General features: G+C 35.8%; 11 protein-coding genes. 7 read left to right on the top strand and 4 right to left on the bottom strand.

The features are described 5' to 3' along the window. Positions 1-268 precede the first annotated feature (268 nt). The 3 genes from K5R64_RS09265 (at position 269) to K5R64_RS09255 (ending at position 3,290) form a co-directional block, all read left to right on the top strand. Positions 269-1,633, top strand: a complete 1,365-nt coding sequence (locus tag K5R64_RS09265) for an ammonium transporter (protein WP_220762907.1) — start codon at positions 269-271, stop codon at positions 1,631-1,633. Positions 1,634-1,935: 302 nt separating this feature from the next. Next, complete coding sequence (gene trmB, locus K5R64_RS09260; protein WP_220762905.1) at positions 1,936-2,613, top strand: tRNA (guanosine(46)-N7)-methyltransferase TrmB; 678 nt, start codon at positions 1,936-1,938, stop codon at positions 2,611-2,613. A gap of 41 nt (positions 2,614-2,654) precedes the next feature. Then, positions 2,655-3,290, top strand: a complete 636-nt coding sequence (locus tag K5R64_RS09255) for a LysE family transporter (protein ID WP_220762903.1) — start codon at positions 2,655-2,657, stop codon at positions 3,288-3,290. Here the strand turns inward: K5R64_RS09255 and K5R64_RS09250 are convergent. The 4 genes from K5R64_RS09250 to K5R64_RS09235 all read right to left on the bottom strand — a co-directional run bounded on the left by K5R64_RS09250 (position 3,287) and on the right by K5R64_RS09235 (position 11,120). Then, positions 3,287-6,133, bottom strand: a complete 2,847-nt coding sequence (locus K5R64_RS09250) for a hypothetical protein (protein ID WP_220762901.1) — start codon at positions 6,131-6,133, stop codon at positions 3,287-3,289. The two genes, K5R64_RS09255 and K5R64_RS09250, sit on opposite strands and share 4 nt — an antisense overlap. A 102-nt stretch (positions 6,134-6,235) precedes the next feature. Beyond that, a complete protein-coding gene (locus tag K5R64_RS09245) occupies positions 6,236-9,991 on the bottom strand; it encodes a hypothetical protein (protein ID WP_220762899.1) in 3,756 nt (1,251 codons plus the stop codon). Between the two features lie 2 nt (positions 9,992-9,993). Continuing rightward, positions 9,994-10,647 (bottom strand): hypothetical protein, encoded by a 654-nt coding sequence (locus K5R64_RS09240; RefSeq protein ID WP_220762897.1) that lies wholly within the window; start codon positions 10,645-10,647, stop codon positions 9,994-9,996. Beyond that, on the bottom strand, positions 10,644-11,120 hold the full coding sequence (locus tag K5R64_RS09235; RefSeq protein ID WP_220762896.1) for a T9SS type A sorting domain-containing protein: 477 nt from the start codon (positions 11,118-11,120) through the stop codon (positions 10,644-10,646). The genes K5R64_RS09240 and K5R64_RS09235 overlap by 4 nt, the downstream gene beginning before the upstream one ends. Positions 11,121-11,400: 280 nt before the next feature. Here K5R64_RS09235 and K5R64_RS09230 point away from each other — a divergent pair, with 280 nt between their 5' ends. From K5R64_RS09230 to K5R64_RS09215, 4 genes are all read left to right on the top strand, one after another. Beyond that, positions 11,401-12,555, top strand: a complete 1,155-nt coding sequence (locus K5R64_RS09230) for an AraC family transcriptional regulator (protein ID WP_220762894.1) — start codon at positions 11,401-11,403, stop codon at positions 12,553-12,555. A gap of 33 nt (positions 12,556-12,588) precedes the next feature. Beyond that, positions 12,589-12,924, top strand: a complete 336-nt coding sequence (locus K5R64_RS09225) for an MGMT family protein (RefSeq protein WP_220762892.1) — start codon at positions 12,589-12,591, stop codon at positions 12,922-12,924. A gap of 265 nt (positions 12,925-13,189) precedes the next feature. Continuing rightward, entirely contained in the window at positions 13,190-14,317 is a 1,128-nt protein-coding gene (locus tag K5R64_RS09220; RefSeq protein ID WP_220762890.1) for an Mrp/NBP35 family ATP-binding protein, read from the top strand. Positions 14,318-14,362: 45 nt separating this feature from the next. Then, the gene (locus K5R64_RS09215) at positions 14,363-14,602 is read left to right on the top strand and encodes a NifU family protein (RefSeq protein WP_220762888.1); all 240 of its coding nucleotides are present in this window, start codon (positions 14,363-14,365) and stop codon (positions 14,600-14,602) included. Positions 14,603-14,764: the final 162 nt, after the last annotated feature.

The following is a 14,764-nucleotide window of genomic DNA, read 5'->3' as shown; positions in this document are numbered from 1 at the left end:
CCCTGATTGCTTCAGGTCGAGAATAAGGTGATTTTGTGGCAACTCCATCTTAATTTTGAAAAGAAATCATTACTTTAGATAAAATTAGATTCTTAAAAAAATAACAAAATGTTTGTTTTTTATATAATGCTACGTCATTAAAATGGGTGTTGTATTGAGGAATTGATGTTAAAAAGCGGTTTGTGGTCAAAATTTAACCCTAAGATTGATAAAAAATAAATTATTTTTAAATTTGCCCCCTGAAATTAATGGGGTAAAAAAATATATTATGAAAATTGAAAGACGTTGGATAATTTCCTTTACAATAATTAGTTTGGTTTGTATAGCAGGATTGTTTTGGCCTGCAGTTTCTAGTTCGAATGCAGTTTTAGGACAATTTGGTAATCTAGACCAGATTGTAGCAGCTGATGTGGCTTGGATGCTTACTTCTTGTTGTTTGGTATTAATTATGACACCTGGGCTTTCCTTTTTTTATGGGGGCATGGTAGGAAAGAAAAACGTTATTTCGACTATGTTACAAAGTTTTATTTGTATGGGAGTGGTTACACTGATATGGGTAGTAGTGGGTTTTAGCTTGGCTTTTGGCGAACCTATAGGTGTGCGTATTGGAGATGGTTTTTTTAGTTTTGTTGGAGACCCTACTTCTTTTGCTTTTATGGATTATGTTGGGGTATTGCCTCATAAAGAAATCGCAGCGACAGTACCCTTTATGTTGTTTGCTTTATTTCAAATGAAATTTGCTGTTATTGCGCCAGCAATTATTACAGGTTCATTTGCAGAACGTGTGCGTTTTATCTCGTATTTGCTATTTATTTGCTTGTTTACCATTTTTATTTACGCGCCTTTGTGCCATGCTGTTTGGTACCCAACAGGGATTATTGGATCATTTTTTGGAGTAAAAGATTTTGCAGGTGGAACAGTGGTTCACATGAGTGCTGGTTTTGCTGCCTTGGCAGGTGTTATGGTTTTGGGTAAAAGAAATAACAGCAATCATGTGCCTACGAATATTCCTTTCGTATTATTAGGAACTGGGATGTTGTGGTTTGGATGGATTGGTTTCAATGCGGGTTCATCTTTAGAGGCCAATGGGGTAGCTGCAATGGCTTTTGGTACAACTACAACTGCTTCAGCTGCGGCGATGTTGACATGGATTTTCTTTGACCGTTTGAATGGCCGTAAAGTGTCGGCTTTAGGAGCCTGTATCGGGGCTGTAGTGGGCTTAGTTTCCATTACCCCAGCTGCGGGTTACGTTTCTGTCCCTGAGAGTATGTTTTTTGGGTTCATTACCGCTTTGGTTTCTAATTATTTAGTACACTGTAATTTGTTGAAAAAAGTAGATGATACTTTGGATGTTTTTGCTTGCCATGGTGTAGGTGGAATTATGGGAATGATTTTGACTGCCATCTTTGCTCATGGTGAAGATGCGAGCTTGTTGCACGGAGGTTGGGGCGTGTTTGCACATCACATGACAGCATTGGTTTTGGTTTCAATCTTTACTTTTTTTGGTGCCTTTTTGTTATTTAAATTGACTAATTGGATTATCCCAATGCGTGTTTCTCATGAGTCAGAAGTCATAGGTTTAGATATTTCGCAACACGATGAAACGCTGTTTCCTATTGAGTGTACGGAATAGTTAAATAACTTCAAAATTTTGAGAACGATACAGTTGTTGAGTAATTGCTACAATTTCATTCAACTGTCATTTAATAAATATAATCTTCGATGAAAGCGTTTGGATAAAACCCATTTCGATCAACAATTCTAATAGCTTTAGATGGATACGGAGTGTTTTTTTGGTAATCCTTGAATTATTCTGGATAGCAAGTCATTGAAAATAAATATGTCATAGGCGCCTGCTTCATCTTATATTTTCCTTAATTTTGCCGTCCGAAACCTTTAGGTCTAATTGTACGAAGTAAAAAAGTTAAAAAAATCGTGGGGAGTAAAAATAAATTAAAAAGATTCAAAGAAAACGAAACCTTCAATAACGTGTTCCAACCTACCAGAGAAGAAGTCGTGGGGGATTTATTTCCGTTGCGAGGAAAATGGAATACGGACTTTTTTAAAAATGACAACCCAGTTGTATTAGAGTTGGGCTGTGGAAAAGGAGAATACTCTGTAGGCTTAGCCGAGAAATACCCCAATAAAAACTTTATCGGAATTGATATCAAAGGAGCTCGTTTTTGGCGTGGTGCCAAAACAGCGGTGGAAACTGGCTTGCTAAATGTGGCTTTTGTACGCACACAAATTGAATTAATCAATCATATTTTTGCCGAAAATGAGGTGGACGAAATTTGGATTACGTTTCCAGATCCACAAATTAAATACAAAAGAACGAAGCACCGTATGACCAATTCGGAATTTTTGAAATTGTATAAAAAAATCCTCAAAAAAGACGGTGTTGTAAACTTGAAAACTGATAGTGAGTTCATGCATGGTTACACCCTTGGATTGCTACACGGAGAGGGCCACGAAGTTTTGTATGCGAATCACAATGTGTATGTAAATGAAGGAAGTCCTGAGGAAGTAACTGCTTTTCAGACCTTTTACGAAAAACAATATTTGGAAATTAACAAAGCAATTACGTATATTAGATTCAAAATCAAGGACTAATAAAAAAGGTTTTGTGATTTTATAACGAAGAATAAAACCAAATGAATTTTATTATTCCTTTATTTTTTGGGTTCGTCTCAGCAGTTGTAGGGATTATTCCTCCAGGATTAATCAATATGACTGCGGCTAAGGTGAATCTTAAAGAAGGAAAAAAAAATGCGTATTGGTTTGTATTAGGAGCAATTACGATTATTTTTTTTCAAGTTTATTTGGCAATTTTTTTTGCTCGTGTTATCAATGCACGTCCTGATATCATTTTGCTCTTGCGAGAAATGGGTTTTGTGCTTTTTACCTTGGTTACCATTTATTTTTTATTCATAGCCAAGAAGCCCAAAATAAAAAAAGCTAAAATTGGTAAGAAAAGCAAGAAGAAACGTTTCTTTTTGGGGATGTTGCTTTCTGGGCTTAATTTTTTTCCAATACCGTACTATGTGTTTGTTAGTATTACTTTAGCATCCTATCAGCTTTTTTCCTTTATGAATGGTTCTATTTTTACTTTTGTCAGTGGTGCGGTATTAGGCTCTACTTTGGTATTTTACTGCTATATCGCTTTTTTTCAAAGAATGGAATCCAAGGCAAATTCGCTATTGAAGAACATGAATCTCATTATTGGAAGTATAACTGGGTTGATTGCAATAGTTACACTTATTAATATTGTTGATTATTACTGGGCTTAATTTAATTTTTTGTATTTAAAAGTTACAGTGTTAGTGCCTTCATCTTCACTAAGATATTGAACAGCGTAATAATTACCTTCGTTTGTCTGATAAATGCCAACAAAATTTATTGGAGGAGTGTCAACATTAGTACAAGCTAAATTTCCATCACCAACATAATCACAATAGTAGTAATTATGTATGTCGGCCGAACTAAGAGCATCAAAAGTCTTATCATAGACCATAGCCATATTTGAATATTGTTCATTCCACCACATTCTTGAACGAATAGAAGGTGCACCAGCTGCAAATTTTAAATCATAATTTGATGGAGCGTTCATTTCGCAAGAGGTACAGCTCACACCTAATTCTAGATCAAAATAAGTTTCAAAAGCTACTGATTTTTGAGTAAAAGATGATGATATTGTTGTTTTAATTTGGCCGTTTTTGGACAAACCTATTTCACCCCCAAGTCTTCCATTTTTGTCGATGTAGTTGCGGTCAGTTTCAGAAAAAGCACCGTTTTTTGTTAGTACTCTAACACCTTCTACAGTTAAAGTTGTTGAAATTGTATTAGTAGAAAAAGTGCTATCAGCACCTTGTGTAGCTGTAATGAGGGTTGTTCCTATTCCTGTAATCGTCACAGTGTTTCCGCTAATTGTTGCCACTGTTGGGTTGCTACTTTCAAAGGTGAATAATCCTGTACTATCACTAGTAGGAGTTATTAGATTAAAAGGGCTATCATGGTATTTTTTTGATATTGGGTCAAAATGGGTTAAAGTGGGCTTTGGTTTGGGAGTGCTTCTTTGATAACTAAAACCGCTATTACTGGCTCCTCCACCGACACCCCAAGACAAAATTTTTATGTTGATATAAACATCATCTGTGATAAGGTGTAAAACATAATCGTTTCCTATAGAACAGGGAGGACACCCCCATACTGCATTAGACCAGTTGGTGAAATTAAGTGAACTAAAATTATCAGTGGTACCCAATGCCCATTCAGTATCTGTTGGAGATGTAGAATAGTAAACACTTTCTTTCGCAATATTAAAGAGCCCTTGATTGTTACCTCTTGTAATAATTACATTATCTGTTAAATAATCTTGATTGGCGGGTAATGTCCAGTCGGTTCCAGCCGTTTTGGTAAAGGTAATTATTGGTCCATCCCAAATGGTGGGCTCTGAAGCAACACCCGAAATGATGGTACTGGTAGCACTTTGATTACCAGCCAAATCGAAGGCAACTATTTTATAGTAAAAAGTGGTGTTTGCGGGTAAGTTAGTATCTTCATAGCTCGCATAATGTATAGAGTTTAGTGTAGTAATGAGATTTAAGGTAGTTGGATTTGTTCCGCTATAAATCATATAGCCTACGGTATCATCAGTGTTTGGAGTCCAATTTAAAATTATTTTGTAGGCTCTATTGACGGACGTAAAGTCAACAGGACTATTTGGAGGGGTTACATCGTCACATCCAGTTGTAGGTTCTACAACAACTCCAGGAAGTGTAGTAGGGCATTGATCTCTATAGTTAGCAACTCCATCATTATCGCTATCTAAGATTGTTAGGGTGGTAGTATTGTTTTTTTGAGTGCTACTAGCAATGTTAGAATTTGAATCAAAAATAGAATTACTAATAGGGTTAACCCTAAGGGTTTCTGTACCATAGATATCGCCAGAAAGATTTATTCCTAGAACATAGGTATTGCCATTAATAGCAATACTTGTAGGTGTTGAAGATACTAAAGTGGCATTGCCACCACTCAAAGAAAACTGGAAATCGTTTGCTTCTAAGTCGCCACTACCAGTATTGGAATTAAAAACAGGCCTATTCATAACCACAGTAATTGTGCTATTAACCGAGGAATGAGTAACAGATGAAATAAAATTTTCTTGAGTATTAGCTGTTACAACTGCAGGGGTACCCGTCCAGCCATTTCCATTATTGGTAAAAATGTTATTCGAAATAGTTGTTTTACTTTGTTCATTTGGACTTCCAGTACTAATTACGGTACCTGTGTTGCCTGAAAAAGTATTTCCGTCAAATAGATGATGGTTTGTACCCAAAGTCGCTAAATTACCACTCCAATCACTATAGGAAATCCAAGAATAAAAGCCAAAAAGTGACCAGCCTGTATTATTAGTGAATGTGGAATTTAGAACTTGAAATCGATTAACACCTCTGAAATTTCCTATCTGATTTGTATTAGCATTAAAGATGCAATTGTCAATTTTTACATACCTTTCTACGCTAAATATAATGCCAGAATTATTGGAAAAGGTAGTACCAGTGACTGTTATTCGATTGGTATAGTCGGTTTCGACATCGGAGGTAATTGTGGGTGTAGAGCCATAATCACTTCCAAACATCGTCCCGCTATTATTACTGATTATTGAGTTTGATATTGTAATTGTTGAAGGGTTGTTGGTGTAAAAAGCAAAATTATTAAAGTTTCCACTGGCTTTTATTGATGTAGCGACTACAGAAGAATTATTGTTGTCAGCCCTAAAAATGGAACCATTGTAATAACAGTTATTTGTAAAAGTAATATTAGAAATATTCAATACGGCGCCACCTGAAACTTGAAACATTCTGTATTGTCCTGCTCCCGATAGAGTTAAGTTGTCTATTCCGTTTCCAGTAATAGTGATATTTCGGGTAATGTTGGGTAAATGGGAAGTTAGTGTTATAGTACCTGTTAAACCTGAGTCAAAATCAATGGTGCTGGCCGTAGTGTTAGCAATGGCCCATCGTAAAGTTCCCGCACTGCCGTCATCGCTCAAACTCGTTACGGTATAATTACCCTGAGCAATTGTCCACAGAGTGAACAGCAAACACAGTATTGAAAAGTTTTTTCTCATTTGATTAAATTCTATTTTTAAAAGCGTTAAGATTAATTAAATAATCGTCTAATTGCTTAGGTATTGTTAATGCAAAATATATTACTAGATTATTTGTAGTAATTAATCGGGTAGTAATATAGATTCTGTATAGTATTCAAACTGTATTCTGTCATCTGCCACTAGTGCGTAATTGCCATTGTTTGTAGGAGCATAAGTTAGGTTTCTTCCAGAAATAGTATAGGCGCTTTTACTAATGCGGATGCCATTAATATACATTTTAACCCTACTGTTTGTTGAAGGAACTTGTGTTAGCTCAAATGCAGTTTGGGAATTTATTGCGGTAAATTCGTCATCAACTTCTATTACAGGCGAAATTCCAGTTTTAGTGCTTCCATCAGCCATTAGGAATTGGGAAGATGTTCCACCTGATTTGGTAAAAGAATTGGCAACAATTCCACCAGAATAATTATTTGTTACAACATTAGAATCGATTGAAAACACCGTGTTATTTAGTATTAATCCGTTTCCAGCGGAATAGGTTGTATCAGTGTCTTCACTTGGAATTCCTAAGCCTACAATGTCAGATTTTGAAATGTTTACTTTAGAGAAGCTAATCGCTGCCGCTGGGGCAATATCAGCATTTACAATGGTGCCATCTGCTATTTTGCTTGAGGTAACTACTCCATTAGCTATCGAAGGAGAAGTGGCTGTGCCAGTTAAGTCTCCAGTTAATTGTATTTTTCCTTTGATAGTTGTAGTTGCGTCAGGAGTATTTGCTGTGTTGATTGCATCGGTAACAAATTCTGTAGTGGCAATTTGGGTGGTGTTTGTGCCTGCTGTAGCTGTAGGTGCAATTGGAGTTCCAGTAAGCGTAGGGGAATCTATATTCGCTTTCAACGCATCCGCATTAGTTCTGTTGGTTATTTCCGTTGCTAAATTGGTAGCGATTGTATTTTCAGCATTGGTAGCACGCGTAACTTCAGAAGCCAAATTGGTTGTCAAAGTTGCCTCTGCATTGGTGCGATTCGTTGTTTCTGTGGCTAAATTGGTAGCAATGGTGTTTTCCGCAGTAGTTGCTCGAGTAATCTCGTTTGCTAAAGCCGTTGAGCTTGTTGTTGCCGAAGCATCCACATAGGTTTTAACTGACTTTACACTTGGGTATTTGGAATCTGAATTTCCGTCAGTAGTTACATCAGTTGATTTGTTCGCCAAATCTTCTTTGAGTGCATCCGCATTGGTGCGATTCGTTGTTTCTGTAGCTAAGTTCGTAGCAATGGTGTTTTCCGCAGTAGTTGCTCGAGTAATCTCGTTTGCTAAAGCCGTTGAGCTTGTAGTTGCCGAAGCATCCACATAGGTTTTAACCGATTTTACACTTGGGTATTTGGTATCTGAATTTCCGTCAGTGGTTACATCAGTTGATTTGTTTGCCAAATCTTCTTTGAGTGCATCTGCATTGGTTCTGTTGGTTGTTTCCGTGGCTAAATTGGTAGCAATTGTATTTTCAGCAGTAGTTGCACGCGTAACTTCAGAAGCCAAATTGGTTGTCAAAGTTGCATCCGTATTGGTGCGATTCGTTGTTTCCGTGGCTAAATTGGTAGCAATGGTGTTTTCAGCATTGGTTGCTCGAGAAATCTCGTTTGCTAAAGCCGTTGAACCTGAAGTTGCCGAAGCATCCACATAAGTTTTAACCGATTTTACAGTTGGGTATTTGGTATCTGAATTTCCATCAGTAGTTACATCAGTAGATTTGTTTGCCAAATCTTCTTTGAGTGCATCCGCATTGGTTCTGTTGGTTATTTCCGTTGCTAAGTTCGTAGCGATTGTATTTTCAGCATTGGTTGCACGAGTAACTTCAGAAGCCAAATTGGTTGTCAAAGTTGCCTCTGCATTGGTGCGATTCGTTGTTTCTGTGGCTAAGTTCGTAGCAATGGTGTTTTCTGCTGTAGTAGCGCGAGTAACTTCATTTGCCAAAGCCGTTGAACCTGAAGTTGCCGAAGCATCCACATAGGTTTTAACTGATTTTACACTTGGGTATTTGGTATCTGAATTTCCGTCAGTGGTTACATCAGTAGATTTGTTCACCAAATCTTCTTTGAGTGCATCTGCATTGGTTCTGTTGGTTGTTTCCGTAGCTAAGTTCGTAGCGATTGTATTTTCAGCATTCGTAGCACGCGTCACCTCAGAAGCCAAATTGGTTGTCAAAGTTGCCTCTGCATTGATGCGATTCGTTGTTTCCGTAGCTAAGTTCGTAGCAATCGTGTTTTCCGCAGTAGTTGCTCGACTAATCTCGTTTGCTAAAGCCGTTGCCCCTGTCGTTGCCGAAGCATCTACATAAGTTTTAACCGATTTTACACTTGGGTATTTGGTATCTGAATTTCCATCAGCGGTTACATCAGTAGATTTGTTCGCCAAATCTTCTTTGAGTGCATCCGCATTAGTTCTGTTGGTTTTTTCTGTGGCTAAATTGGTAGCAATGGTGTTTTCAGCATTGGTTGCTCGAGTAATCTCGTTTGCTAAAGCCGTCGAGCTTATAGTTGCCGATGCATCTACATAGGTTTTAACTGACTTTACACTTGGGTATTTGGTGTCTGAATTTCCGTCAGTGGTTACATCAGTTGATTTGTTCGCCAAATCTTCTTTGAGTGCATCTGCATTGGTTCTGTTGGTTATTTCCGTGGCTAAATTGGTAGCAATTGTGTTTTCAACATTCGTAGCACGCGTCACCTCAGCAGCCAAATTGGTTGTCAAAGTTGCCTCTGCATTGATGCGATTCGTTGTTTCCGTAGCTAAATTAGTAGCAATTGTATTTTCCGCAGTAGTTGCTCGACTAATCTCGTTTGCTAAAGCCGTTGAACCTGAAGTTGCCGATGCATCCACATAGGTTTTAACTGATTTTACACTTGGGTATTTGGTATCTGAATTTCCGTCAGCGGTTACATCAGTTGATTTGTTCGCCAAATCTTCTTTGAGTGCATCTGCATTGGTTCTGTTGGTTATTTCCGTGGCTAAATTGGTAGCAATTGTGTTTTCAGCATTCGTAGCACGCGTCACCTCAGCAGCCAAATTGGTTGTCAAAGTTGCCTCTGCATTGATGCGATTCGTTGTATCCGTAGCTAAATTAGTAGCAATTGTATTTTCCGCAGTAGTTGCTCGAGTAATCTCGTTTGCTAAAGCCGTCGAGCTTATAGTTGCCGATGCATCTACATAGGTTTTAACTGATTTTACACTTGGATATTTGGTATCTGAATTTCCGTCAGTGGTAACATCAGTTGATTTGTTCGCCAAATCTTCTTTGACGTTTAAGGCTGTTTGAGTGGCAGTTGAAATAGGCTTGTTAGAATCGGAGGTGTTGTCTATGTTATTAATACCTAAATTGGTTCGAGCTCCACTGAGAGTGTTAGCTCCAGTCCCTCCATTACCTATGTTGATGATTCCTGTTACATTTTCAGCATTTTTTGCAGTATATGCAAAAGGAATATAAGAAAACTCTTGATTGCTAATTTCGATAAAAGAGTTGCATGAGCCGTTTGTATTTAAACCTACAGTCAAGGTTTTTATAAAAGTATCCCAAACAATACTTCTGAAATTAGCTGCACTTCCTCCTGTTTGACTTCCATTTCCGATGATTAAATTGACCATTCCAAATTCATCTGTAACAGTACTAATGGTTTCTTGGTATTCCAATTGTTGAAATGAATCTTTTATTTCGAAACGCAAACAAATGGTTTGATTGGCTAAAGGTACATTGGTTGAATTAACCCCTGGTATTTGTTTTGAATTCGGATTTAAAATTAATGCTTGATAGCTAATCCCATTTGTTTGAGCAAATGCAATTGTGGATATCAAAAAGACTAAAAGGAAAATACTTTTTTTCATAATTAATTTTGATTTGAGGGAAATGGGAAGTGAATGCCAAATTGTAACTGACTGTTGGTAAAGTATAAACTTTCTTTTGACGTTTTAGAGGTTTTTACAACTGTGGAAAGGTTGTAGCCTATGGATAATGAAGCTGAATTTGAGATTTTATAATTTGCATTTAAACCAACAATAGATTGGAATAATATACCTTTAAAGTCTTCATTTTTAGAAAGATCAAAATAGTTTCCGTTAGCATATTGTTCACCAGTCAGTATTGTTGAAAGGTTGATGCCGGCTTTGATACTTGTATTAAAATTACTTCGCTTGTTAAAGAAGCTAAACGAAGCTAGATTTTGAATTCCGATGTATTTTGTTTTCCATGAATATACTTCGGTTGAATTCGATAAAAAGTATGTAGCATTAAATTCATTCAGCGTTATTCCAGCGATATAAGACAAATTATTGTTTTTAAAGTGGTGGATGTAACCAGCTTCATAATGACTGCCTCCCTCAAAGTGGCTTTTGTTTGTTTTGGTAATTATTCCATTGGAATTCCCATTAGCATCTTTGTAATGGTAATTGGTGAAATTTTTCCCCGTGTACAAATAGATTTCTTGGGAGTTGATAGTGTTAAATACAAGGAATAGAGTGAAAATAAGTAGTTTTTTTATCATAAGGTTTTAATGATTTTAGCGTAAAAATTAAGTTCGGAGTTGCTCAGTCGGATAAGGAATATTGCACCAGGAAGAGACTCAAGGTCAAGCTGTATAATTTTATCAATTGGTTTTTTCTTTTTTTCAAAAATCAAATGACCCGAAATGTCAAAAATAGTTATTGAAATTTCCTCCTCAATAGAGGTTGAAAATTGGAAAGAGACGTTTTTAATAAAGGGATTTGGAAATGCTTTTACCGTGATGTTGTTAGTACTGGATGAACCTGCTATTAATTTTGACCAATTATACTGTTGAAATCCTTGGAGTACGATAGGCCCTTTTTTAGAAGTTCCAGATACCGTTTGTTGACCGATGGTTTGGCAAATAATCATACCATCGGTTAATGTGGTCGTGCTACCTTGCGAAGAAAGCATTTGATGGTGTAAATATTGGCCATAAAAACTGGAGTAAAAAAGTAAAAATAGGTACCGCATCTTGTTAATATTTTTACAATAGTATTCAATGTATTCATACATTAATAGATGTAATCGTATTTGGTCTGATGTTTTTACGTATTTGATAAGTATTTTTAATGTTTTAGTAAATAAATTTGATTTTCTAATTCTTAAAAATGAAGCCAATATTTTGTTAAAAATTATAAATAGTGCATTTTGTCGATTATTTTAACCGTACAAAGTAATGCTTTCATAATTGGTTGCAAACAGTCTATTTTTATACTTTTCCCGATAATTGTATAAGAAAATGTTTAAAAGTATGCTTCTTCTTTTTTTGTATTTCGTGGCAGGTTTGTTGGGAGTTGTGACCTTGTCAATTGTTGCAACACAGTACAGAACTAATAGAATAGCGAATGTTTATTTATTGCTTCTTTTTTTAATCCTTTCCATTCGTTTTTTTATTGCAGGATTAAATGAATTAAGCATTCTTTATGCTGTTAAAGCCGAGTTTTTATTTTATTCACCATTTCTTGTAGCTGTATTTCCTTGTGTTTATTTGTATTTTAAAAAGTTAACATCTAATCAGAAGAAATTTGAATTTGGTGACTTTAAACATTTTGTATTGCCCATTCTTATGGGATTCACTCATTTATTAATTATAAATAAGTCTGTTTATTTAAGTTATTTTTTTCATTTTTTTTTCATATTAATGGCACTGTTTTATGTGTATTTATCGTATTTAGAATTGAAAAATGGAGTTTGGACTCTTGGAAATAAGTTTAATATTGTTGAGAAGCAAAAAAAGCTGCTCAAAAACTGGACACTTCTTATTTTCATAATTTGTGTTTTGTCAGTTATACGGCTGTTTGTGTGTCTTTTACTGGATTTATTTTCGGACAGTCAGTCCTATGGCAGCAACTATTTGTGGATTACAGCTATTTTTTCCTGTGTGCTATTTTTTAAAGTTTTGATTACACCTGAGATATTGTTTGGTTATCATTTGTTGGAAGACAAAATTAATGAGCGGAGAAAATCTGACTTTGTTTTTGGTGATTTTTGGATTTATAAAAACGACATTCAAATCACTAATATTCAGGATTTAAAATTGAGCGATAAAGTAAATGAGCATTTGTCTGCTTATATAAGTGAAATTGAAAATTTAGCTTTTCAACAAAAATGGTTCCGAAATTCTTCGGTCTCAATAGGTGATTTAGCATCTAAGATGGGGGTCCCTAAGAGCCACCTCACCTATCTTTTTAAATATCATTCTAAAATGACTTTTATTGACTTTAAGAAAACAGTTAGGATTTATGATTCTATTCATTTAATTGAAGTTGATTATCTCAAATCGAACACACTAGATTCTTTGGCGAGAGAAGTAGGCTTTTCATCTTATAATCCTTTTTTTACTAGTTTTAAAGAAATTCTAGGAATGGTTCCGCAAGATTATAATAAGCAAATTAAACAGGTGTAATCTTAAAGCAAGGGTATTTTTAAGAAATGAATTATGAAAGATAGGGAACTAAATTTCTTCGAACGAGTGTATGCTGTGGCCAGACAAATTCCTTTTGGGCGGGTTACTTCTTATGGCGCAATTGCCAAAGCATTGGGAGCAAGTAGATCGGCGAGAATGGTAGGTTGGGCGATGAATGCTTCTCATAATTTAGAAGATGTTCCTGCACATCGTGTAGTAAATAGAAAAGGATTGCTAACAGGAAAGCACCATTTTGAAGGTACTAATTTGATGCAGCAATTACTAGAAAGTGAAGGGGTTAAAGTGGTCGGTAATCAAATCGTAGATTTCGAAAAACATTTTTGGGAGCCAGAGGTTTCAGCAGAGTAATATTCCATTTTTTCTCAAAGACATCCTATTTTATCTTGGTTTTTATGCGGTAAATAAAAGCGGTTGTGTTTCTTCTTTGATAGCTATTTGAATGTCGAAAATACCTTCATAATCATAACAAATTTCACGATCAATAAATCCGATTTAAATACTTTAAAATAAGAACTTAATCTCTTATCTTTGCTCCCCAAAACGTTGGGTCTGAATTTAGTTTAAATAAAGATAAAATTTTGGCTGAAAACCAATTGTAATAGAAGAGTAAAAAATGAAATTAGATAGAAAAGAAATTCTAAAGGCCTTAGAGACCATTACTATAGCTGGTGAAGGGAAGAATATGGTGGAGAGTGGAGCCATTGCAAATGTGCTTACTTTTGGAGATGAAGTAGTAGTAGAATTAGTATTGAACACGCCAGCGATGCATATTAAAAAACGTGCAGAAGACGATATTAAAAAAACTATTTTAGAAAAAGTTTCGGCTGAAGCCAAAATAAAAATCAATAGTAAGGTGCAAGTTCCAGAAAAAGCCGAAATTAAAGGTAAAGCGATTCCTGGAATAAAAAACGTTATTGCAGTTGCTTCTGGAAAAGGTGGTGTAGGGAAATCAACGGTAACAGCAAACCTGGCTGTATCTTTAGCCAAAATGGGATTTTCAGTTGGAGTTTTGGATGCAGATATTTATGGGCCATCAATGCCTATCATGTTTGATGTAGAGAACGAAAAACCTATTTCTGTTCAAGTAGATGGGAAATCAAAAATGAAACCTATCGAAAGTTATGAGGTAAAAATGTTGTCTATCGGATTTTTTACTTCGCCTAGTCAAGCGGTAATTTGGAGAGGACCAATGGCTTCAAAAGCCTTAAACCAAATGATTTTTGATGCAGATTGGGGAGAATTGGATTTTATGTTAATCGATTTGCCTCCAGGAACAGGGGATATTCATCTTTCTATTATGCAATCCTTACCCGTAACAGGAGCTGTTGTAGTGAGTACACCTCAAGCAGTTGCTTTGGCTGATGCGAAAAAAGGAGTTTCGATGTTTGCATCTGAAGCAATTAATGTACCTGTTTTGGGAATTATAGAAAATATGGCTTATTTCACTCCTGAGGAATTGCCTAACAACAAATATTACATCTTTGGTCAAGAAGGAGCTAAAAACTTAGCTGAAGATTTACAAGTCCCTTTCTTAGGAGAAGTGCCTATCGTACAATCGATTCGTGAGGCAGGAGATTATGGGCGTCCAGCAGCGATGCAAACAGGTTCAGTAATCGAAAGTGTTTTTGAAAATATCACTAAAAAAGTAGTCGAAGAAACCATTAGAAGAAATGAAAATTTACCTGCTTCAGAAGCTATTAAAATAACAACAATGGCGGGTTGTTCAGCAGTAAAAAAATAAGCTAAAATTAGATTCATTTAGAATCAATTTTTAAAACCAAAAATTATGACAACAGAAGAATTAACTAATAATGTGTTATTGGCGCTAGACGAAATTCGTCCTTTTTTGAAATCGGATGGTGGTGATATTACTCTTGTAGGAATCGAGGATGACAAACACGTAAAGGTTCGATTAGAAGGAGCATGTACCAGTTGTAGTGTGAACCAAATGACTTTGAAGGCTGGTGTTGAAACCACCATAAAAAAGTTTGCCCCACAAATAGAAACCGTTGTCAATGTAGCATAATGATGATGAGGTGTAATGGACTACGATAAAGCATTTTTTTTGGCTTTGTTTACATAAATTACCGTCAGATTGTATGTTTCAGAATAATTAGAAAAGTAATTTTTTAGATTTTTAACTGAAAAATGCCGTTTGATGTTCCTCTAAAAAAACTCTATACCCTAA

Source organism: Flavobacterium sp. UMI-01 (genome assembly GCF_019656315.1).
GTDB lineage: Bacteria > Bacteroidota > Bacteroidia > Flavobacteriales > Flavobacteriaceae > Flavobacterium.
This window is presented reverse-complemented; position numbering and strand designations above follow the sequence as displayed.